General features: G+C 68.4%; 19 protein-coding genes. 7 read left to right on the top strand and 12 right to left on the bottom strand.

Annotated features, from left to right (window positions below; all coding sequences use genetic code 11):
* Positions 1–178 precede the first annotated feature (178 nt).
* Entirely contained in the window at positions 179–838 is a 660-nt protein-coding gene (locus JQX13_RS01670) for a hypothetical protein (protein WP_203407340.1), read from the top strand.
* On the opposite strand, the gene JQX13_RS01665 is transcribed toward JQX13_RS01670, so the two are convergent.
* The 5 genes from JQX13_RS01665 to JQX13_RS01645 all read right to left on the bottom strand — a co-directional run bounded on the left by JQX13_RS01665 (position 739) and on the right by JQX13_RS01645 (position 3,967).
* Positions 739–1,362: a DUF2378 family protein gene (locus tag JQX13_RS01665; RefSeq protein ID WP_203407339.1), complete on the bottom strand. Its 624-nt coding sequence runs from the start codon at positions 1,360–1,362 to the stop codon at positions 739–741. The genes JQX13_RS01670 and JQX13_RS01665 overlap by 100 nt on opposite strands.
* 51 nt (positions 1,363–1,413) lie before the next feature.
* Positions 1,414–1,920: an ExbD/TolR family protein gene (locus JQX13_RS01660; protein WP_203407338.1), complete on the bottom strand. Its 507-nt coding sequence runs from the start codon at positions 1,918–1,920 to the stop codon at positions 1,414–1,416.
* 2 nt (positions 1,921–1,922) lie between these two features.
* A complete protein-coding gene (locus JQX13_RS01655; protein WP_203407337.1) occupies positions 1,923–2,348 on the bottom strand; it encodes an ExbD/TolR family protein in 426 nt (141 codons plus the stop codon).
* Positions 2,349–2,450: 102 nt separating this feature from the next.
* A complete protein-coding gene (locus JQX13_RS01650) occupies positions 2,451–3,131 on the bottom strand; it encodes a MotA/TolQ/ExbB proton channel family protein (protein WP_203407336.1) in 681 nt (226 codons plus the stop codon).
* Between the two features lie 68 nt (positions 3,132–3,199).
* Positions 3,200–3,967, bottom strand: coding sequence for an energy transducer TonB (locus JQX13_RS01645; protein ID WP_203407335.1), 768 nt, complete (start codon positions 3,965–3,967; stop codon positions 3,200–3,202).
* A 241-nt stretch (positions 3,968–4,208) separates the two neighbouring features.
* Here JQX13_RS01645 and JQX13_RS01640 point away from each other — a divergent pair, with 241 nt between their 5' ends.
* The 4 genes from JQX13_RS01640 (at position 4,209) to JQX13_RS01625 (ending at position 10,784) form a co-directional block, all read left to right on the top strand.
* Complete coding sequence (locus tag JQX13_RS01640) at positions 4,209–7,376, top strand: TonB-dependent receptor (RefSeq protein ID WP_203407334.1); 3,168 nt, start codon at positions 4,209–4,211, stop codon at positions 7,374–7,376.
* A gap of 36 nt (positions 7,377–7,412) precedes the next feature.
* Positions 7,413–8,096, top strand: coding sequence for a hypothetical protein (locus tag JQX13_RS01635; protein WP_239014469.1), 684 nt, complete (start codon positions 7,413–7,415; stop codon positions 8,094–8,096).
* Positions 8,097–8,239: 143 nt separating this feature from the next.
* Positions 8,240–9,775, top strand: a complete 1,536-nt coding sequence (locus JQX13_RS01630) for a radical SAM protein (protein WP_203407332.1) — start codon at positions 8,240–8,242, stop codon at positions 9,773–9,775.
* A 91-nt stretch (positions 9,776–9,866) separates the two neighbouring features.
* Entirely contained in the window at positions 9,867–10,784 is a 918-nt protein-coding gene (locus JQX13_RS01625) for a hypothetical protein (RefSeq protein ID WP_203407331.1), read from the top strand.
* Positions 10,785–10,876: 92 nt separating this feature from the next.
* Here JQX13_RS01625 and JQX13_RS01620 read toward each other — a convergent pair whose 3' ends face one another.
* On the bottom strand, positions 10,877–11,476 hold the full coding sequence (locus tag JQX13_RS01620) for a hypothetical protein (protein ID WP_239014468.1): 600 nt from the start codon (positions 11,474–11,476) through the stop codon (positions 10,877–10,879).
* Positions 11,477–11,479: 3 nt separating this feature from the next.
* Positions 11,480–12,040 carry a DUF4920 domain-containing protein gene (locus JQX13_RS01615; protein ID WP_203407330.1) on the bottom strand — a complete coding sequence of 187 codons (561 nt, stop codon included), beginning with the start codon at positions 12,038–12,040 and terminating at the stop codon, positions 11,480–11,482.
* A gap of 66 nt (positions 12,041–12,106) precedes the next feature.
* Here JQX13_RS01615 and JQX13_RS01610 point away from each other — a divergent pair, with 66 nt between their 5' ends.
* The gene (locus JQX13_RS01610) at positions 12,107–12,538 is read left to right on the top strand and encodes a DUF2752 domain-containing protein (RefSeq protein ID WP_203407329.1); all 432 of its coding nucleotides are present in this window, start codon (positions 12,107–12,109) and stop codon (positions 12,536–12,538) included.
* A gap of 8 nt (positions 12,539–12,546) precedes the next feature.
* Complete coding sequence (gene plsY / locus JQX13_RS01605; protein ID WP_203407328.1) at positions 12,547–13,128, top strand: glycerol-3-phosphate 1-O-acyltransferase PlsY; 582 nt, start codon at positions 12,547–12,549, stop codon at positions 13,126–13,128.
* Here the strand turns inward: plsY and JQX13_RS01600 are convergent.
* The 5 genes from JQX13_RS01600 to JQX13_RS01580 form a co-directional block, all read right to left on the bottom strand.
* Positions 13,045–14,292: a THUMP domain-containing class I SAM-dependent RNA methyltransferase gene (locus JQX13_RS01600; protein WP_203407327.1), complete on the bottom strand. Its 1,248-nt coding sequence runs from the start codon at positions 14,290–14,292 to the stop codon at positions 13,045–13,047. The two genes, plsY and JQX13_RS01600, sit on opposite strands and share 84 nt — an antisense overlap.
* Before the next feature lie 70 nt (positions 14,293–14,362).
* Positions 14,363–14,530, bottom strand: a complete 168-nt coding sequence (locus JQX13_RS01595; protein ID WP_203407326.1) for a hypothetical protein — start codon at positions 14,528–14,530, stop codon at positions 14,363–14,365.
* A gap of 35 nt (positions 14,531–14,565) precedes the next feature.
* Positions 14,566–15,615 (bottom strand): thrombospondin type 3 repeat-containing protein, encoded by a 1,050-nt coding sequence (locus tag JQX13_RS01590; RefSeq protein ID WP_239014467.1) that lies wholly within the window; start codon positions 15,613–15,615, stop codon positions 14,566–14,568.
* Positions 15,616–15,624: 9 nt separating this feature from the next.
* On the bottom strand, positions 15,625–17,094 hold the full coding sequence (locus JQX13_RS01585; protein WP_203407325.1) for an OmpA family protein: 1,470 nt from the start codon (positions 17,092–17,094) through the stop codon (positions 15,625–15,627).
* Positions 17,095–17,237: 143 nt separating this feature from the next.
* Complete coding sequence (locus JQX13_RS01580) at positions 17,238–20,327, bottom strand: DNA translocase FtsK (RefSeq protein WP_203407324.1); 3,090 nt, start codon at positions 20,325–20,327, stop codon at positions 17,238–17,240.
* Positions 20,328–20,432: the final 105 nt, after the last annotated feature.

Below are 20,432 nucleotides of genomic sequence, written 5' to 3'. Positions count from 1 at the left end.
TTTCGCCACGCGGGAGCAATGCGCGTACCGGTCCCTCTCCGAGGATCGGCTCTCTCCTTCAGGTCCCCGGGCGCGGATGGCGCGTCCCATGGGTCGAGCACCTGCATCCGGAAGTCATGCTCGTACCGCAGGGCAGGAAGCGGACGGCCAACGTGGAATTCGGTTAATCTCACGGGCCATGGAACACACCGTCCCTGCTCCTCATACGGAGAGTTCTCTCCCTGCCCTCCACGTCCGTCGCGCGGACCTGAAGCGCAACGCGCGGCTGAAGCTGACGTTCGCCATCTTCCGCTTCTGTCTCTACGGAATGGTGGGCCTGTCGTCGGAGATCTTCTTCTACAACCTGGTCCGCATCGCCCGGCACGTGCCGGTGCTCGAGATGCTCTTCCGCTTCCAGTGGCGGGTGGATGACCGGCTGGGGCTCAACGACATCTGGGACACGCCCGTCGTCACGGCCTACGGCCAGTGCTCGCTGTGGATGTTCCTCATCTACGGCGTGGCCTGCTTCTTCTTCATCGAGGCCATCTACCGCCGCACCTTCCGCCAGCACACCCTGCTGCGCGCGGTGCTCTACGGCCACGCCATCCTCCTCTTCGAGGGCATCAGCGGGCTGTTCCTGGAGAAGCTGACGGGCTACCGCATCTGGTACTACGCGGACAGCGGAGCCATCCTCTGGGAGATGACGTCGCTCTACATCCTGCCCATCTGGATGGTGACGGGCCTCATCGCGGAGTTCATCTACAGGGAGCTGATGGATCCGGATCTGGTGGCGGCCCTGGAGTCGCCCTTGCCGGCCACGCCCGAGGAGACGGAGGCCTCGCTCCAGCTGATGCAGTAGGTGCAGCCGTGGCCGTCGTAGCCGGTCATGTCGATGCGGATGTTCTCCGCGCCGGCCGTGCGCAGGCCGGCGTGGAGGATGCCGGCCGTGAACGAGGGCAGGGGGCCGACCTCGTTCATCCACAGCTCGAACTGGCGCGGGCCCAGCTCCTTGAGACGTGACTCGGTGTAGTTGTTGCCCGCACGGAAGTTCTGGGTGGCGCGCATGAGGGCGCGGCGGGGCCCGAGCACGCGCAGCAGCGAGAGCACGGCGCGCCCCAGCATCGTCTCACGGAAGCCGTCGATGCAGGCTTCGCCCAGCTTGAAGGCTCCCTGCTCCAGGGACTCGCCGGGGTAGAGCTCCTCGGCCGTGATGCGCAGGAACGTCATCCACGCGTCGAAGGCGTACGCCGGGCGGAGTTTTTGATCCAGGTCCAACCCCGCCTCGCGCAGTCGCACCTTGCAAGCAGGCGGGAGGCGCCCGTGCAGAGCGCGCACGTAGACCGCTTCGAGGGTCTGCTCAAAAACCAGGAGCTCGTCGGGCATGGGAATGTCCCACTCTAACCGACGAGCCCCTGGATGTGAATCACACCGAGACTACGGGGCCGGGGCGGGGGCCGGCGCTGCGGCGCCCGGGTCACCCGCCGGATCCCCCGCCGGAGCGGCGGCGCCGGCCGGGATGTCCTCGGTGGCCATGCCCAGCACGAAGGCACCGGCCTGCTTGGCGCCGTCGAAGGCCGCCACGAGCTTGCCGTAGTTGGCCTTGTCGTCCGCCACGAAGAAGACGATGCGGTCCTCCTTCGACTTGGCGGCCAGCATGCGCTTGAGCTTGTTGACGTAGTCGCCCGCCGACACCGGCTCCGTGTTGATGGAGTAGGTGCCATCGGCGTCCAGCTTGACGATCAGCTGGCTGTTGTCCTGCGGCATCTGCTCCACGGGCACATCTTCCGTCTCCGGAATACGCACCTCGATGTCCTTCTCGAGGAGCGGGGTGACGACCATGAAGATGATGAGGAGCACCAGCACCACGTCCACCAGCGGCGTGACGTTGATCTCCGAGTTCGGGGGGGTCGTCGGCTTGACGAACTTGCGGGAGGTAGCCATGGCTAGTTCTTCAGCTCCTCGACACCCAGGAAGATCTTCTTGGCCTTGGCCTTGCGGGTGACTTCCATCACCTGGCGCACATCGCCCACGGAGAGGGAGCTGTCACCCTTGAGGAGGATCTTCTTGTTGGGCAGGTAGGCCAGCGTGTCCTTCAGCTTGGCTTCCAGCCCCGCCGCGTCGTACTCGTCCTGCTCCACGAACATCTTCTTGTCGGTGGTGACGGAGAGGATGATCGGATCCGGATCGTTCGTGCTGCCCTTGTCGTCCTCGACCTTGGCCGCCTTGGGCAGGCTGACGGACTTGCCACGCTGGAGCATGGGCGTGACGACCATGAAGATGATGAGGAGCACCAGCACCACGTCCACCAGCGGCGTGACGTTGATGTCGCTCTTCGGGCCCCCCTGGGGACCACCTACGGACATTCCCATGCGTGCACCTGTTACCAGAGATGAGAGCGCCCGCCCCACGTGGGGTCTCCCCTTCCGGGAGACCCGTTGCACGAGGAGGCGGGCCGGGAAATCTCGGGGTGACTAGGCCTGGGGGGCGTGCGAGCCGCCGCCCAGGTTGCGCGCCACCACGTCGAGGAACTCGTTGGACGACTCGGAGATGTCCACCGAGCGAGCGTCCACCCAACCCGACAGGAAGTTGTAGGCCATAACCGCCGGGATGGCCACCAGCAGACCGAAGGCCGTGGTGATGAGCGCCTCGGCGATACCGGCGGAGATGGTGCCCAGACCACCGGAGCCCGCGGCCGCCATGAGCTGGAAGGCGTTCACGATACCCATCGTGGTGCCGAGCAGACCCACGAACGGGGCCGTGGAACCCACCGTGGCCAGCACGCCCAGACCGCGCTTGAGGCTCTGCACCTCACGCTGCGCCTGGCGCTCCAGCGCACGCGCCACCGACTCCACCGCCACGTCCTTGTCGGACGGGCTGATGCGGTACGCCGTCAGGCCCGAGCTGATGACGCGGCCCAGGTGGCCGATCTCCTTGCCCATGTTGGTGTTGGCGGCCTGCTGCAGATCGCCCTTGGCCAGGATGGCGCCCATCTTGGCGGCGAAATTGCGCGAGTCCTTGCGCGTCTTACGGAAGACGATGATGCGCTCCGCCATCACCACCAGCGACGACACGGACATGAACGCCAGAGTGAAGATGACGCAGCGGGCGAAGAGGCCCGTGTGGTGCCAGATTTCGGTAAGCGTGAATTGCATGGCTGGGGGAAGCGCTCCTCCTCGAGCGCGGTTGGGATACGGCGGTTACGACGAACGGCGGAGCCCTACTAACGGGGCAGGCTCAGACGGATGTTGAAGGTATAGTCGACCTGGACGGGCCGACCCTGGAACGTCACCGGCTTGTAGCGCTGCGCATACAGCGAGTCCAACACGGCCTGCTCCATATGGGGCAACGGCTTGATGATGCGGCACCGCTCGATAGCTCCCTCGGTGGTGATGACGCACTTGACGATCATCAGGCCCTGGACGCGCGCCTCGAGGGCCTCGCGGGTGTACTGAGGCGCAGGACCAGAAAGCTTTTCGGGGCGAGTCATTCCCGCGCCGAACGGAAGCACGTCCGTTCCCGTGCTGCCCACCTGTCCACCAAGCACTCCACCAACCACACCTCCCACCACGCCGCCAATCACACCGCCCGGCACGCCTCCCTCGACTCCTCCCTCCACCTCTTCCTCACTGGCCTCCTCCTCCTCCTGGCCGGCGTTCGGATCAGGCTCCACCTCGGGCGGCTTCTCCTGGGGGATCTCCTTGGGCTGGACAATGACGTCCGGCTTCTTCACCACCGGCTTCTTGGTGGGGTTGCTCTTCTTCTTCGCCGGAGGCGGCGGAGGCGGAGGCGGCGGCGGGGCGGCCATCGCCGGAGGCGCCATCGCCTGCTTGAACGTCACCTCCACCTCCTTCTCCTTCTCCTTCGGAGGACGGGTGGAAAGCCAGACCGCAGCGGCGAACAGGCCGACGTGAAGGACGACCGAGATGACGGCGCCCACGCCGAAGCGAGACTTGGGGCCTTGTCCGCGGTCAAGGACAGAGTCGAACATGCGCTACGCTCCTCTACTCCGGTGGACTCCCACCACGTCCTGACCGGGATCGCAAAAGGCGCGCTACATTACAAAAACCGGGGACGGGTGCAAGTGACCCCACCCTGGAGGCCACCTGTTTGATCGCGCAATGCCCCAGTAGTCACCAAAAAGCAACGGCATATTGACAACTGGTGGACCTCGGATATTTTCCCGGACCATTTTAGTTGCAGTGCAAGCCCACCTTGGAGGGGTTCCCAGCATGCAAGTAAGACGGATGCTCCGGGCAACTGGAGTGGTCGTGGTCGCGAGTCTGTCGTACGGGACCGCGGCTTATGCCGACAGCGTTATCGTCGGTACGGTCGTTAGCGCCGAAAACAAGAAGCCGGTCGCAGATGTGGTCGTCACCGCGACGTCGCCCAACCTTCTGGGCGAGCAGGTCGTCGTTACGGACGCTCAGGGCCAGTACCGTATTCCCCAGCTGCCGCCGGGTGTCTACACCCTGCGTTTCGACAAGGAGTCGTTCAAGCCGTTCTCGCGTCCGGACATCCAGCTGCGCCTGGACCGTACCATCCGCGTGAACGTGGAGCTGCTGCCCGAGAGCTTCACCGAGCTCATCGAGGTGACGGCCCGCCCGCCGACCATCGACGTCGGTTCGACCAACACGGGCGTCAGCGTCGACCAGGATTTCATCAAGCGCATCGCGGTGAACCGTCCGTCGGGCCGTGGCGGCGCGTCGCGCTCCTTCGAGAGCCTCGCCGAGCTGGCCCCTGGCGCGCAGAGCGACCAGTACGGTGTGTCCATCAACGGCGCCACCTCGCCTGAGAACGGCTACGTGGTGGACGGCCTGTCCACGAACGACGCGGCGTTCGGCATCAACGCCAGCCCGCTGAGCGTGGAGTTCGTGCAGGACGTCAACATCATCACCGGCGGCTACATGCCGGAGTACGGCCGCTCCACGGGCGGCGTGGTCAACGCGGTCACCAAGTCGGGCTCCAACGAGTTCCACGGCACGGTGTTCGCCAACTGGACCCCGGGCTCCCTCGAGGGGACCCGTACCGCCATCAGCAGCAGCGGCTCGGTCATCACCGGCCAGAGCTCTCTGGCGAACCTGGGTGACCTCGGCGCCACCCTCGGTGGTCCGATCATCAAGGACAAGCTGTGGTTCTTCGCCGGTGTGGCTCCGTCGGCGACCCGGTGGAAGCACCTGCGTACCCTCAACGCCTACACCGAGTTCGACGCGGACGGCAACCCCACCGCCACCCGCCTGATCCCCGGCTCCGAGCGCACCTTCTTCGCCGATCAGCGCAGCGTCCAGGCGATGGGTAAGTTGACCTACCTCATCAACCAGGACCACAACCTCTCGCTGTCGGTCAACACCTCGCCCACCACGAGCGGTGGCAATGGCCGGTTGACGATCAACCGCCTGACCGGTGGCGTCATCAGCCGCATCGACGCGAGCCCGGATGCGACCGGTCTGTCGGAGGTGAACACCAACAGCACGGCGGTTGGCCTCAAGTACGCCGGCTCGTTCATGGAGAAGAAGCTCCTGCTCGACGCCAACGTCGGTGTGTTCCACCAGACGGCCTCCACCCTGCCCATCGACGGCAGCGGAGATCTGCTGGGCACCCCCGAGGGCGACAAGGAGATTCTCTCGGGCAACGGTCTGGCGGGCCTTTCCCGCGTGACGTACGTCTACCCGCGTTCGCTGGTGGGCCTGGAGTCCCTGCCTGGGATCGCCACCACGGCCGAGTACTGCGGCACCACGCCGGAAGAGCAGCTGGCGCGCTGCCCGGTGCAGGCCTACGACATCGGTGGCTTTGGCGGCATGTCCAAGACGCTGATCGACCGCTACCAGGCGAACGTCAAGGCCACCTACCTGGCGAACTTCTTCGGTCAGCACGTGATCAAGGCGGGCGCCGACACCGAGATGCTCGTCTATGATCAGACGAAGGCCATCTCGGGCGGAGTCTCCTTCCAGGAGGTGGAGCTCAGCAACGGTGAGATCGGCTGGTCCGACTTCCGCCGCTACGGCTACCAGACGGGTCCGGACTCCCCGGTCAACCTGGCGAGCCTCCACACGACGAACTCCAGCATCACCGTCGGTGGCTTCGTGCAGGACAGCTGGTCCATCGCCAACCGGGTGACGATCAACGCCGGTCTGCGCTACGACGTGCAGTCGCTGTACGGTGGTGATCAGCTCGCGTTCGTGCTGGGCAACCAGTGGTCGCCGCGCGTGGGCGTGATCGTGGATCCGCTCGGCAACGGCCAGATGAAGGTCTACGCGAACTACGCGCGGTACTACGAGCAGGTGCCGCTCAACCTGGTGGACCGCCAGTTCCCGGGTGAGTCGCGCTACAACACCTACCGGGTGGCCGCCAGCGCGGATGCCGAGGGCTGCGATCCCAGCACGCTCGCGGGCCAGCGTGGCAACTGCGCGGATCCGGACTACATCTTCGAGTCCGCCGAGAGCAGCCGCAACCCCAGCCGTCTCTACACGGGCGGTAAGCTCGAGAACCTCTCGGTCGACCCGGACATCTCGGCGCAGTCGTCCACCGAGTACCTGGTGGGCGCCGAGTACGAGCTCCTGGCCAACACCCGCCTGACCGCGACCTACACCCACCGCGCCATGAACTCGGTCATCGAGGACATGAGCCGCGATGACGGCGCCACGTACTTCCTGGGCAACCCGGGCTCGGGCTTCGCCAAGGAGTTCCCGACGCCGGAGCGTACCTACAACGCGGTGACGGTGGCCCTGACCCGCGCCTTCGGCGAGGGATGGCTGGCCCAGGCGAGCTACACCTGGTCCCGGCTGTACGGTAACTACCCGGGCCTCTTCCGCCCGGAGACCGGCCAGCTCGACCCGAACATCCTGTCCGACTTCGACCTCATCTCGCTGCTGGACAACCGGACCGGTCTGCTCCCCTACGACCGCACCCACTCCGTCAAGGTCTTCGGTGCCAAGGAGTTCAACTTCACCAAGGACTTCTCGGGTAGCCTCGGTCTCTCCTACCGCGGTAACTCGGGTACGCCCATCAACTACCTGGGCGGCCACGTGGACTACGGTGAGGGCGAGGGCTTCGTGCTGCCGCGCGGCTCCGCCGGCCGTACGCCCTGGGTCAACAACATCGACACCAACATTGGCCTGAACTACCGCGTCACCAAGACCAGCACGGTGTCCTTCACCCTGGACGTGTTCAACATCTTCAACTTCCAGACGGAAACGCTGGTGGATGAGAACTACACGTACGCGGCCGTGCTGCCGGTGAAGGACGGCACCCCGGCTGACCTGCCGAACAAGGTGGTCGTCGTGGGCTCCAATGGCGACCAGCGTGCGATGACCGCGGATGACGTGAACCCGAACTTCAAGAAGCCGACGCAGTATCAGTCGCCGCGTCAGGTTCGCTTCGGCGTCCGGTACACCTTCTAAGCAGCCCCAAACGGATTGGAACTCAAGCACATGACCATGAAGCGCGTTTCAACGGTGGTAGCCGTGCTCGGGGCGGGTCTCCTCGTGACGGCTTGCGATATCGAGCAGCCTTCCGCGGGTTGCGTCGTGCAGGACTCGATCAATTGGATCGCCCGGTATGACCTCAAGGAGGGGCAGCCGACGTGCGTGCGGCCCCTGCCGCCGGGTGAGCTGGTTGGCGTCTTCAAGTACCGGGATCCGAACAAGGAGAACTCCAACGTCCTGGCGCTGCGGCCGGCCGGGCTCGCCTCCCGCGGCGCCCGCGACACCAGCAGCGACCAGAGCAAGCAGACGGCGATCGGCTCCCTGGGCTCGGAAGTGGATGCCAACGACTTCTGCAAGGCGGAGACGCTGAGCGAGGCCTCGGTGGCGGCTGCTTCCAGTGATACGGAGGACGCGACGCAGATCAGCTACAAGTTCTCCAACGTGGAGGTCTACTCGGCCCCCCGCGCTCCGGGAACCCAGCTGAGGGCGGATCTCACCTACACCCGCGATGGCTGCACCGCGGAGTACGAGGTGCATGCCATGTGGCCGGCCCGTCCGTGCGATCCCGCTCACCCCGAGGAGCCGGCGCTCAACTGCGGCAAGGGCTCGCTGATCAACCCGGACATGGCGGTCACCTGCCACCCGACCCTGAAGCTCTGCGTGCTGGCCAAGGACGTTCCCTCCTTCGTCGACTAGCAAGGAGGCGAGCTCGGCCTCGGCCGTAGACGCCTGAAGTGAATCGCGGCCCCGGTTGCTCTTCCCCCACGTGGGAGTGGCAGCCCGGGGCCGCGGTGTTTATGGACGGTTGAACTCCGTTTCGAGACTCGTCGGGAAGGTGCATGGAGGGTCGGTACTCACTCGTTGAACGTGTCGCGGCGCTGCTGGCGGACGAGCAGGGCACGCTCCGCAAGGAGGCGCCCTACCGGGTGGCCCTCTGCTACCCGAGCCCCTACCACGTGGGGATGAGCTCGCTCGGCTACCAGGCCATGTACCGGGAGATTCACTCCCACCCGGGGGCCACCGCCGAGCGCGCCTTCCTGCCCGATGACGTGGAGGCCTACCGCCGCACGCGCACGTCCCTCTTCACCTTCGAGTCACAGGCCCCCGTCTCCAGCTTCCACATGCTGGCCTTCTCGGTGGCCTACGAGCTGGAGCTGTCCGGGCTCTTCTCCATGCTCGAACTGTCCGGCATCCCCCTCCTCAAGGAGGAGCGGGACGAGCGCCATCCCCTCGTGGTGGCCGGCGGGCCGCTCACCTTCTCCAATCCGGATCCGCTCGAGCCCTTCGTGGACGTGCTCGTGCAGGGAGAGGCCGACGATCTCATCCACGTGCTGGTGGAAGCGGCGGCGTCCATGGAGAAGGACGCGCTCCTCACGCACCTGGCGGGCATCCCCGGCTTCCGAGTGGCGGGCCGTGGCGGCATGCGCTACCACGTCGCCAAGGCCTCGGACGCGCGTCTGCCCGCCCGCTCGGCCATCATCACCCCGCACACGGAGCTGCGCTCGATGTTCCTCATCGAGCCCGAGCGCGGCTGCTCGCGCGGGTGTCACTACTGCGTCATGCGACGCACCACCAACGGGGGCATGCGCACCGTGCCGCCCGAGCGCGTGCTGTCGCTCATCCCCGAGCACGCGAAGCGCGTGGGCCTCGTGGGCGCGGCCGTGACGGACCACCCCCGCATCGTCGAGCTGCTGCGGACCCTCGTGGACTCGGGCCGCGAGGTGGGCGTGTCCTCGCTGCGCGCGGATCGGCTCACCCAGGAGCTGGTGGATCAGCTGCGGCGCGGAGGTGCCACCAACCTCACCGTGGCCGCGGATGGGGCCTCGCAGCGCATGCGCGACCTGGTCGACCGTAAGCATTCGGAGGAGCAGATCATCCGCGCGGCGAACTTCGCCAGAACGGCGGGGATGCGGCAGCTCAAGGTGTACAACGTCGTCGGCCTGCCCCTGGAGGAGGACGCCGACATCGACGAGCTGGCCCGCTTCACCGTGGAGCTGTCGAAGATCCTCCCGGTGGCGCTGGGAGTGGCGCCCTTCGTGGCCAAGCGCAACACGCCGCTGGATGGGGCGCCCTTCGCCGGCATCCGCGAGGTGGAGGGCCGGCTGGAGCGACTGCGGCGGGGCCTCAAGGGACGCGCCGAGGTGCGGCCCACCTCGGCCCGCTGGGCCTGGGTGGAGTACATGCTGGCCCAGTGTGGCCCCGAGGCCGGCCTGGCCGCCATGGACGCCTGGAGGGCCGGTGGGAGCTTCGCGGCCTTCAAGCGCGCCTTCCAGGAGCGTAACTGCCAGCCCTACCTGGCCCGCCGCGTGGAAGACGGGCGGCGCCGGCCCACCGAGTGGCCCCGGGTGGAGAACGTCGCTCCGCATTACGTCTGACACTGCGCGGCCAACCCTTGCCCCTGGTCGCCTTCTCTCTGTTAGAAGGCCGCGTGCGCCGTTTCCAGGCGCCAGGAGGCTTGCATCCGCAGTGAGCACGGATCGCGTGGACAAGGCGTGGCAGCGTAAGGGGCTGAAGGACTACTCGACGGAGGCCATCATCGGGACGCTCGGGCACTACGGCGTCCAGGTGAGCGAGGCGGACTTCCGCCAGCTCGCCGAGAAGAAGTATCCCAGCGGCATCGCCGAGGGCTGGATGTCTCAGTGGAAGGGCACCGGTCAGTTCGCTCCCTTCCCCTATGCCGCCGCCGGGGAGCTGTGGAAGCGCTGGTTGTCCGACCGGCTCGCCCCGTACGAGCTCTCCGAGAGCCTCGCCCAGCTCATGGGCGCCCTCGGCCAGCTCCTCCAGGGCTCGCAGCAGGCCCCCGTGGACTCCTCCTTCGCGCGCATGAACGAGGTGCGCCAGCGCGTGCCCGTCAATGACAAGGGCGAGCCCGAGCCGGCCTTCATGCAGGAGGCCCTGCGCGTGTTCGACGAGCGCGCCGCCCGTGCCTTCGACGACCTCGCCGAGATGCTCGCCAAGGCCGGCCACGTCCAGCACGCCGAGGCCTTCTCCGACCTGGAGGAGTTCCTCCTGCCCGACCGTCGCGGTGTTTCCAAGCCCATCATCCGCGCCGCCCGGGGTGAGCGGGACGCGGCGCTCGAGGACCTGCAGAAGGTGGCCACGGATGGCTCGCGCGCGCCCATCTCTCGCGTGCTCGCCGTGGATGGCCTGCTGCACCTGGGTGCCAATGATAGGGTCGCCGCCGTGGGCCGCCCCATCCTGGAGGAGGCCGAGCGCGCCCAGGACTGGCACCTCGCGCTGGACATCGTCGCTCGCCTGGAGCACGCCTATAAGCAGCTCGGCGACCGCACCTCGCTCGCGGCGCTCTCCCAGGACCGCGCCCGCGTCGAGAAGGCCCACGACGAGGCCCACCCGGGCCACCGGCGCCACCAGCACCAGCACTGACGGGTTGCAGCCCGTGGTCCCTCGGTTGGGGCCACGGGTTGAAACCGGGGTTCCCTAGACCCTCACCCCGTCCCTCTCCCAGGGGGCGAGGGTCAGTAGGGCACGTCTTCCTCGGGCTTGTCCTGGGCCTCCGGTGGCACGGGAGGTCCTTCCCCCGTCGACTGCGTCTCCTCCGCCGTGCGTCCCCGGCGGGGCAGGGGGATGAACTTCACCTCGGGCACCGCCTCCTGCACATCCTTCACCGGCACCACCGCTCCCACCGTCGTGTAGCGGATGGCTCCCGTCTGCGTGAAGGTGTGCCGCAGCTCGTAGGACTTCGCCCTCGGCAGGAACCACTCGCGCACCGCCTTCAACGGCAGCACGTGCAGCTCCCCCTGCGCCAGGAACACGTACACCAGCAGATCCGCGCCGCTGTAGAGGAAGCAGCCCGGTGTGTCCCGCTCCAGGTTGGAGACCAGCTCGAAGAAGTAGCGCCGGCGGCGCGGCTGCCGGTCACCCTTCACCTCGATGCCGCGCACCTCTCCCGAGGGCAGCTCCCACAGCAGATCCACCCCGCGGTGCTGGAAGCGCGGGTCTTCCTGCACGTCGTGGATCCGCGAGCCGGGCTCGGCCGATAGCAACCAGTTCCGGGCGTATTGCACGGCCCGGTCGGCCGCGCCCATCACGCCCCTCATGCTGAAGCCGCGTGCCATCGTTCAGCGGCGCAGCTCAACGCCCGTGGCCACCAGCTGTACCTCGCGCGGCTTGCCGTCGCCGCCACGCGGCACCATGGCGCCCTCGGCCTCGTAGTGCTTCGCCATGGCCTCGCTCAGCTCCGTCACCTTCACCACTCCCTCCACCCGCGCCGCCGAGCCCGCCGAGTCCACGGGCACGAAGAAGCCGTAGTCCTTGAACGTCACCCGCACCCCGGCGCCCTTCTGGCCCTCGGCGAGCTCCATCCAGCACCCCTTCTTCTGGCAGGCCTTGCGCACCTGGCCCTCCACGCGCACCGTCTTGCCGTCGTGGGCCTGCGGCTTCGTCAGCAGCTCGGCGAGCGTCACCGCGGGGGCCCCCTTCAGCGCCTCGCCGCGCGTCAGCGTCCAGCCCGAGGCCGGCTTCGCATCCGCGGGGGGCGGCGGGTGGGGACAATCCTCCTGCACCTTCCCCGACTTCGCGGCGGCCTCGGCGGGCTTCTGCGCGGCCGGGGCGGGGGCCTCGGCGAGCGCCACGAGGGGAAGGGCGAACAGCGTCAGCAGGGCGGAGCGGAAGGTCTTCATCCCTCACCGATAGCCCGAAGCCTTTGTCCGGGCAAGGAGCCCTCCTTCCCGGTTACACTACCCAACGTGAAGGTCTCCCTCCCCAAGCCCAACCGCACCTTCGGTCTCGCCGACGTGCTCGGCCTCGTGGGTCTCGTCGGGTTGTTCGTCGCCCGCTACATCCCCGTGGCCAGGCTCATTCCCTTCTGGGGCTGTGCCCTGCGGGAAACCACCGGGTGGCCCTGCCTCGGCTGCGGGCTGACGCGGGTCGCGGACCGGGTGGCTCACTTCAACCTCGCCGGAGCCTGGGACGCCAACCCGCTCGGGACGGTGGCCGCCCTCTTCTTCGCCCTCATGATCGTGGTGATGTTGCTGCACCTCGTCTTCGCCATGCCCATCCCCCAGCTCGAGCTCTCGCCCACCGAGTGGCACTGGGTCCGCATCGCCGCCGCCGCCATCGTCCTCGTCAACTACGCCTGGGTGGTGGTGAAGGCGAAGTTCCCCTACCTGCTCGCCTAGGGGGCTCCTTGCACGCCGCCGCCCTTCTCCTGTTCGGTTACCTGGCGGGCTCCGTGCCCTTCGGCGTCCTGCTCACCCGCTGGCTGCGCGGCGTGGACGTCCGCCAGAGCGGCAGCGGCAACATCGGCGCCACCAACGTCACCCGTGTGGCCGGCAAGAAGCTCGGCGCGGTGGTGCTGCTGCTGGATGCGCTCAAGGGCGCCCTGGCCGTGGCCCTCGCCCTGTGGCTGATGCCCGGTGCCCCCCGGGTGCACGCGGCGGTGGGGCTCGCCGCCTTCCTCGGCCACGTCTACCCCGTGTGGCTCAAGCTGCAGGGCGGCAAGGGCGTGGCCACCGCGCTCGGGGTGCTCGCCGTGCTCGTGCCGCTGGCGGCCATCTCCGGGGCGCTCGTCTACGCGGGGCTCGTGGCGGCCTGGCGCGTGAGCTCCGTGGGCTCCCTGGCCGGGGGCATGACGGCCGTCGCCGTCGCCTCCCTCATCGCGCTCGCCCCCGAGTACGCGTGGCTCTCAGCCCTGCTCTTCGCCCTCATCCTCTGGACGCACCGAAGCAACATCCTGCGTCTTCTCCGGCACACCGAGCGGCGCTTCTGAGCCCTGCGCGCCCGTGCGCACCGGCACCGCCGAGTAGCCGAGCAGCGTGCAGGCGATGGGGCCATTCCACAGGTCGCGTCGGCTCCGCGGGCGCGCATGGAAGGCGCTCTCGAAGGCCGGGTTGCCCGAGAGCACCCACACGCGCCAGCCCGGCAGCGAGCGCAGGCTGTCGCCCAGCTTGAAATAGAAGGTCTTCATTCCCTTCTGTCCGCCCGAGCCCAGCCGGTCTCCATACGGGGGATTGGTGAGGATGAGTCCGCCGCTCTCGGGCAGGGGAGGGAGCTTCGTCGCGTCGCCCTCCTCGAGGTGGATCTCCTCCGCCAGCTTCGCCGCCTTCACGTTGCGCCGCGCGGCCTCCAGCGCCTCCGGATCCTTGTCGAAGCCGAGCAGCGGCACCGTCACCTTGCGCTCGCTGCGGCGGGCATCCGCGCGCAGGTCGTCGAGCAACTCCCGTGCACGCGCGCCCAGGTGGGGCCACTTCTCCACCGCGAAGTCCCGGTTGATGCCAGGGGCGCGTCTCCGGGCGATGAGGCCCCCCTCGATGAGGATCGTCCCCGAGCCACACATCGGGTCCACCAGCCCCTCCTCGCCCGTGTAGCCCGCGGCGCGCAGCAGGGCCGCGGCCAGCGTCTCCTTCAGCGGGGCCGGCGTTGGACGCACCCGGTAACCCCGGCGGTGCAGGGGCTCGCCACAGAGGTCCAACGAGAGCGACAACCGCTCGCGCACCAGGTGGGCCACCACGCGCACGTCCGGATTCCGGGGGTCCACGTCCGGCCGGGCCCCCCGCTTGTCACGCATCCGGTCCACCACCGCGTCCTTCACCTTGAGCGCCACGAAGCCCGTATGGCTGTGCTCGCTGTCCTTGAGCGTCGCCTCCACCGCGAAGGTGGTCTCCGGCGTCAGGTGCTCCTCCCAGGGGACGCTGGCCACGGCCTCGTACAGGCCCTCGGCGCCGCGGGCCTCGAATTCGCCCAGCGGGTAGAGCACGCGCATGGCGATGCGCGACCAGAGACATACCTTCAGCGCCTCGTCGAGCGAGGCCATGAAGCGCACCCCGCCCCGGTCCTGACGGATGCGGCGCGCGCCGAGCTCCTTGAGCTCCTCGGCCAGGAGGTCCTCGGTTCCGCGGGCGGTGGTGGCGAAGAGGGCGAGACGTTCAGCCATAGGGGGGCTCGCCTTAACGGATGCTGGCCCGGTTTCAAACGGGAAAGCCGTTCGGCTCTTCAGAAGCTGCTCACTGCGTCACCACTTCGTACATGCTGCAGATGGCGTCCTGCCGGGCGCTGGCCGCCTTGGTCGCCCTGAAATCCTCCGACTGGAAGGAGGCCTCCAGGCGCTCGGCCTCCTCGGCGGACGTCCGGAAGCGGTTGATGGTGACGATCATCGTGCGGGCAACGGTCATGGGCGGGAGTTGTATCCCGCCCCGTGCCCGGGTGCTCAGGGGGTCCGCTTGCGCCGACGGCTCACGCCGAGCAGCAGCACCACGACTCCGAGTGCGCTCCCTCCCAGCACTCCGCCCAGGCCGCCCCCGTCCGTCGAGCAGCCTCCGCCGCCCCTCATGCCCGGCGTGCAGACCGCGCCCAGCCCCGGGTAGAGCGAGGACTCCTCCTGGTCGGTGTTGGCGTCCTGCGGGCAGTTGTCGCACGCATCGCCCACGCCATCGCCGTCCACGTCGACCTGGGAGGTGCCGGCCTTGGCGGGGCAGACATCGCACGCATTGCCCAGGCCATCGCCGTCCGTGTCCTCCTGTTGGGGGTTGGGCACTGACGGGCAGATGTCGCACACATCGCCCACCCCATCGTCGTCCACGTCCTGCTGGCCGCTGTTGGCGATCGCGGGGCAGACATCGCACACATCCCCCAGCCCGTCCCCGTCTTCATCCCGCTGGTCGGGGTTGGCGCGGCCCGAGCAGTTGTCACACACATCGCCCAGCCCATCCCCGTCCGAGTCCCGCTGATCCGCATTGGATTGGCCCTGGCAGACGTCACACACGTCTCCGGCTCCGTCCCCGTCCGAGTCCCGCTGGTCGGGATTGGCCCGGGAAGGGCAGTTGTCACACGCGTCACCAATCCCATCTCCATCCGAGTCCAGCTGGTCGGGATTGGCCTGGGCGGGGCAGATGTCACAGGCATCCCCGACCCCATCTCCGTCCGAGTCCAGTTGGTCGGGATTGGCCAGGGCGGGGCAGTTGTCACACGCGTCACCGAGCCGATCCGCGTCCTGGTCCACGGCGAGCTGTGGGCCGCAGGTGGCCGCCTGTCCGGGGCCCTGAGCGACATAGTCATCGCACGCGCGCAACGGGGGGAGCTCACCCTCTCGGCACGACAGGCCGTTGAGCGAATAGTCGATGCAGTCTCTCGGCGGGAAGGACGTGGGATCCTTCTCGACCGAGCGATCGATGCCGTTGCAGTTGACGTCCTCGAAGGCGAACGCCGGCGCGGCCGAGGCGGCGAGCACCACCAACATCAAGTAGGGGGCATGGCGCATGGTTGCTCCTTACTTTCGGGACTGGGCCTGGTTCGGGGTGGGGGTGGGGGCCGGGGTCGGAGTGGGCCGCTCGGGGCACTCGCCGGGGCGAGGGTGGCGGCGCTCGCGGTTGACGAGGATGAAGTCCACCCGCCGGTTGACGGCACGGCCCTCCTCGGTCGCATTGGAGAGCAGGGGGCAACGCTTGCCGTAGCCCACATGGCTCAGCCGCTCCGCCGGCACGCCCTTGGTGCCGAGGTACTCGCGGATGGCCTTGGCCCGGCGCTGCGACAGCTCCAGGTTGTACTGATCGCTCCCCACGTCATCCGTGTGGCCGTCGATGCGGATGGGGCCGAGCTCGGGGTGCTCGCGGATGAAGCGGGCCACCTCGTCGAGCAGCGGGAAGCTCACCGGGTCGATGGTGTCCTTGGCGAAGGCGAAATACACCGGCTCCCACAGCTGGAGGCGGACGTCCTGCTCGCCCACGGTGATGCTCGGTGGCTGGGACGGAATCACCGGGAGCACGGAGGGCGGAACGAGCGGCGGCGGCTTCGGCCGGTACTGCCACGAATAGGACAGGCCCGCCATCACCCGCACCCGGGGCTCTCCATAGCCCGCGTTGAGTCCCGAGCCCGCGCCGAGGAAGACGCTCCAGTCACGCACCTGCGCCTTGCCCGCGAGCATCGCCTCGGCGGGGCTGCTCACGCCATCGGTGGCCCCTGGAGCGGCCAGCCCATACACCTCACCGAGCAGGGAGATGGGCATGTTCGCGTAGCGCGCGACTTCGACCTCCACACCCGCGCCGTAGAGCAGGCCGTTGCCGGAGCGGATGTTGAGCAACCGCTGCTCGCTCGCCGCCCACCGCCAGCCGAGGTTGAGCGCCACCGTCAGCCGCTGGAACCGGGCGTGGCCGACGAGCCTCGCCGTGCCTGTCACGCTCTCCGAGCCGAGGAAGCTCCCGGCGTTGCCCGTGGGTGCCACCACCTCGGCCACACCGCCGAACCCGAACTGCTCGTTGCTCCAGAAGCGCCCCTTGAGGCCCAGCCGCAGGTCCTCCAGCCCGCTTGCGGAGATGCCCGGAAGCGCGCGCGGCTCGCGCGTCACCACGTCCGGGTAGGTGATGAGATCTCCAGCCTGGTGGAGCGTCACCGGCAGGGCCACGCTGAGCTGCACCCTGTCCAGCAGGGAGAAGGCGAAGGACAGGTCCGCCGTGATGCGATCCCTCACCAGCTTGCCCGTCACTTCATCGCCGAAGGTGTAGGCGAGCGGCAGGTCCGCGTAGTGCAGCACGAACTGGGACACCACCCCGGGCGAGCGGCCCACGTCGGCGAGGTCGACGGTGAGCAGACGGCCGGAGCCCGGCGCGGGGTGAAAGCGATTGACGTCCAGGCTCGGAGCGCCATTCTGGGCCTCCGCGGCCGGGGCGAACAGCGCTCCCGTCAGGGTGGCGAGCACCACCAGCGCCCGGGAGATGGAACCCGATGGGGTGTAAAGTTTCATCAGGACTCGCAGGGTAGAGAAAGGACCGGCACGGGAAAGAGGACACGCGGTTCTTCTTCACATTCCCGACTCTTCCGGTTCTTTCATGACTGCTATCGGATGGAGCCCTCCGACCCGGGGGATGGGAGCGGAGGGCCCAGGGCTCACGCGGCGCCGGGCATCTCTCCCACGGCGCGGATGAGCACCTCACGCGGTTTGGCGCCATCCGCCGGGCCCACCACACCGTCGCGCTCCATGCGCTCGATCATTCGCGCGGCGCGGTTGTAGCCGATGCGCATCTTGCGCTGGAGCATCGAGATGGACACCGCCCGCATCTCGCTCACCGTCGCGAGCGCCTGATCGTACAGCTCGTCGGACAGCTCGTCCTCCTCGCCACCGCCACCCTCGCCCTCCTCGTCGCGCGGCTTGAGGATGGACTCGTCGTAGACGGGCTTGCCCTGCGACTTGAGGTGGTCCACCGCCTTCTTGATTTCGTTCTCCGAGACGAAGGCGCCGTGCACGCGCTGCAGGTGCGCGCTCGTGGGCGGCATGATGAGCATGTCGCCCATGCCCAGCAGGGCCTCGGCGCCCACCGTGCCGAGGATCGTCATCGAGTCCGGCTTGGAGCGCAGCATGAAGCTGATGCGCGTGGGGAAGTTGGCCTTGATGATGCCCGTGACGACGTCCGTGGACGGGCGCTGCGTGGCCACCATCAGGTGGATGCCGGCCGCGCGAGCCATCTGCGCCAGGCGCGCCACGTACGTCTCCACCTCGCGGCTGGCCACCATCATCAGGTCCGCCAGCTCATCGATGATGACCACGATGTAGGGCAGCTTCTTCCACTCCTTCTTCTCCTCGCGGGGCGATTCGGCGCCGGCGGCCTCGAGCGCGGCCTCCACGGCGTCGGACATCCCGTCGTCGTCGTCCTCCTCGGCGGCGGCCTGGACGCTCTCCGGTGCCTCCTCGGGCTCGGGCAGGGTCTCGCGCAGCTCCTCCACGTCGTCCCTGGGCGCGGCGACCCCGGGGCCCGAGCTGGCGCTGGCGGACGCGGGCTCCTCGATGATGGCGTCCTCGGGGGTGGCCACGTCCACCACGACCACCTTCTTGGGCTTCTTCGGCGTGGCCTTCTTCGCGGACTCCTCGGCGGGCTTCGCGTTGGCCTTCTCGGCGTCCTGCGTCTCCACGAACTTGTTGAAGCCGGCGATGTTGCGCACGCCCGCCTCGGACAGCATCTGGTAGCGCCGCTCCATCTCCTCCACGGCCCAGCGCAGCGCGAGCGCCGCCTTCTTCGGATCCGTCACCACCGGCAGCAGCAGGTGGGGAATGCCCTCGTAGACGGAGAGCTCAAGCATCTTCGGGTCCACCATGATGAAGCGGACCTCCTCCGGCGTGGACTTCAGGAGGATGCTCATGATCATCGAGTTCACCGCCACGGACTTACCGGAGCCGGTGGTACCCGCGATGAGCAGGTGGGGCGCCTTGGCCAGGTCGAAGACGTACGGCATGCCCTCGATGTCCTTGCCCACGCACATGGTCAGCTTGCTGGCCGACTTCTGGAAGACGTCCTGCTCGGCGATCTCCTTGAGGTAGACCGTCTCGCGATCGCGGTTGGGCACCTCGATACCGACCACGCCCTTGCCGGGGATGGGGGCGACGATACGCACCCGCATGGCCTCCATGGCCATGGCCAGGTCGTCCTGGAGCGCGGCGATCTTGCTCACCTTGATGCCGGGTCCCGGGAGGAACTCGTACATGGTGACGACGGGGCCGGGGCGGATCTCCACCACCTCGCCGGAGATGCCGAAGTCGGCGAGCTTCGCGCGCAGCTTCTCCGCCGTGGTGAGGAAGGCCTCCTTGTCCAGCGCGGAGCGCTCCTTCTTCTCGATCTCCAGCACGTCCAGCGGGGGCAGCGAGAAGCTGGTGCGGCCGCCCACGAACTGGAACTGCTCCTGGTCCTTCTTCTTGGCGACGACGGCGGTGGGCTTGGGCGGGGCCTTGGGCTCCACGATGAGCGGCATGCGAGCCGCCAGCGCGGAGGGTTGGGCCGGGACGATGGCCGCGGGCGAGGCCGGAGCCTGGGCCGCCGCCGGAGCGGGCGCAGCGGCCACGGGCGGAGCGGCCACCGCGGGCTCCGCGGCCGGAGCGGCGGGCTGCTCCGCGGAGGGGACCGGACCGGTGACGATGTTCGGCGTCTTGCCGCGCTTGCCCTTCGCGGCGTCGGCGGGAGGCGGGTTGGGCACCGCGTTGGCGGCGGCCGAGGGCGCCAGGAAGTTGGCCCACACCGGATCCGCTCCCGGAGCGAGCGCGGGGGCGGCGGCCTCGGTGGGCTTCTTCTCGCGGGACGCCTGCTTCGCGGCCTCGCGAGCGTCCTTGGCGGCCTGCTTGGCGGCGGCGGCGCGCTCCTTCTCCTCCTGGCGGGCCAGGCGTACGGCCTCCTCGGCCATGGCCTCCGCATCGGCGGCCTCGGCCTCGGCGGCCAGTCGCTCGGCCTCCTCGAGCTCCGCTTCCTCCTCCTCGAGCTGCGCGAGGAAGGCGGCCTCCTCCTCCCTCTCCTGGGCGGCGCGCTCCTGGCGCTCCTTGTAGGCCACCTTCTGCTGCTCCCAGATGGCGAGGGCGTTCTCCTGGATGCGCCGGCCGAGCACGCACGCTCCGGCCCACGCCAGCGAGCACAGCTTGAGGAAGGTGTACTGGGTGCCAACGATGAGCGCGGCGGCGCACACGGTCGTCACCAGGATGATGGTGCCGACGGTGGAGAACATCCCCACCAGCATGCCGCCGAGCGTGGCGCCCACGAAGCCTCCGGGCGGGTGGGCCTGGCCGGGCTGGTTACCGATGAAGAGCTGGGCCAGCACCGCGCCGCTCAGCGTCAGCAGCACGAAGGCCACGATCTGCGGCCAGCGGCGCCGCTCCCGGCTGCCCACGAAGACGACCATGGCGGCGTAGACGCCACACAGCGGGAGCAGATAGGCCCACATCCCGAGTGCTCCGCGCAGGCCTTCGGCGATGAGGTGGCCCATGGGGCCCACCGCGTTCTCGAAGCCGGGGCCCTTGCGGTCCTTCGCGCTGAAGGTGGCCACCGACACGAGCGACAGTACCGAGGCGGCCAGCAGGAAGAGTCCCACGAGGGCCCGTTGACCGGGGCCCGCGTCGCCTCCTCCTCGCTTCGCCTTCTTCTCCGCGAGCGCCTTGCGCCGCGTGGCGATCTCCTGCCGCGAAAGGACCGACTTCTCCGCTCTGGCCTTCCGTTCCGACATGACTTCTCACACTCCCCGTAGCGGGCTGTAGCAGCCGTCCGCGGAGTGTAGGGAGGGAGGGGGGGCGGTCAATTTTCCGGCTGGCCGTCCGGCGGTATACGAGGC

Source organism: Archangium violaceum, assembly GCF_016859125.1.
GTDB lineage: Bacteria > Myxococcota > Myxococcia > Myxococcales > Myxococcaceae > Archangium > Archangium violaceum_A.
Note: the sequence above shows the minus strand (reverse complement) of the source record. Positions and strands in the feature narration are given on the sequence as shown.

What these genes read in the sequence shown, in the direction of transcription:
- JQX13_RS01620 (WP_239014468.1), bottom strand. Translation starts at nt 11,476, where the DNA reads ATGGCACGCGGCTTCAGCATGAGGGGCGTGATGGGCGCGGCCGACCGG.
- JQX13_RS01590 (WP_239014467.1), bottom strand. Translation starts at nt 15,615, where the DNA reads ATGCGCCATGCCCCCTACTTGATGTTGGTGGTGCTCGCCGCCTCGGCC.
- JQX13_RS01670 (WP_203407340.1), top strand. Translation starts at nt 179, where the DNA reads ATGGAACACACCGTCCCTGCTCCTCATACGGAGAGTTCTCTCCCTGCC.
- JQX13_RS01640 (WP_203407334.1), top strand. Translation starts at nt 4,209, where the DNA reads ATGCAAGTAAGACGGATGCTCCGGGCAACTGGAGTGGTCGTGGTCGCG.
- JQX13_RS01595 (WP_203407326.1), bottom strand. Translation starts at nt 14,530, where the DNA reads ATGACCGTTGCCCGCACGATGATCGTCACCATCAACCGCTTCCGGACG.
- JQX13_RS01660 (WP_203407338.1), bottom strand. Translation starts at nt 1,920, where the DNA reads ATGGCTACCTCCCGCAAGTTCGTCAAGCCGACGACCCCCCCGAACTCG.
- JQX13_RS01665 (WP_203407339.1), bottom strand. Translation starts at nt 1,362, where the DNA reads ATGCCCGACGAGCTCCTGGTTTTTGAGCAGACCCTCGAAGCGGTCTAC.
- JQX13_RS01580 (WP_203407324.1), bottom strand. Translation starts at nt 20,327, where the DNA reads ATGTCGGAACGGAAGGCCAGAGCGGAGAAGTCGGTCCTTTCGCGGCAG.
- JQX13_RS01655 (WP_203407337.1), bottom strand. Translation starts at nt 2,348, where the DNA reads ATGGGAATGTCCGTAGGTGGTCCCCAGGGGGGCCCGAAGAGCGACATC.
- JQX13_RS01615 (WP_203407330.1), bottom strand. Translation starts at nt 12,040, where the DNA reads ATGAAGACCTTCCGCTCCGCCCTGCTGACGCTGTTCGCCCTTCCCCTC.
- JQX13_RS01650 (WP_203407336.1), bottom strand. Translation starts at nt 3,131, where the DNA reads ATGCAATTCACGCTTACCGAAATCTGGCACCACACGGGCCTCTTCGCC.
- JQX13_RS01645 (WP_203407335.1), bottom strand. Translation starts at nt 3,967, where the DNA reads ATGTTCGACTCTGTCCTTGACCGCGGACAAGGCCCCAAGTCTCGCTTC.
- JQX13_RS01635 (WP_239014469.1), top strand. Translation starts at nt 7,413, where the DNA reads ATGAAGCGCGTTTCAACGGTGGTAGCCGTGCTCGGGGCGGGTCTCCTC.
- JQX13_RS01630 (WP_203407332.1), top strand. Translation starts at nt 8,240, where the DNA reads ATGGAGGGTCGGTACTCACTCGTTGAACGTGTCGCGGCGCTGCTGGCG.
- JQX13_RS01585 (WP_203407325.1), bottom strand. Translation starts at nt 17,094, where the DNA reads ATGAAACTTTACACCCCATCGGGTTCCATCTCCCGGGCGCTGGTGGTG.
- JQX13_RS01600 (WP_203407327.1), bottom strand. Translation starts at nt 14,292, where the DNA reads ATGGCTGAACGTCTCGCCCTCTTCGCCACCACCGCCCGCGGAACCGAG.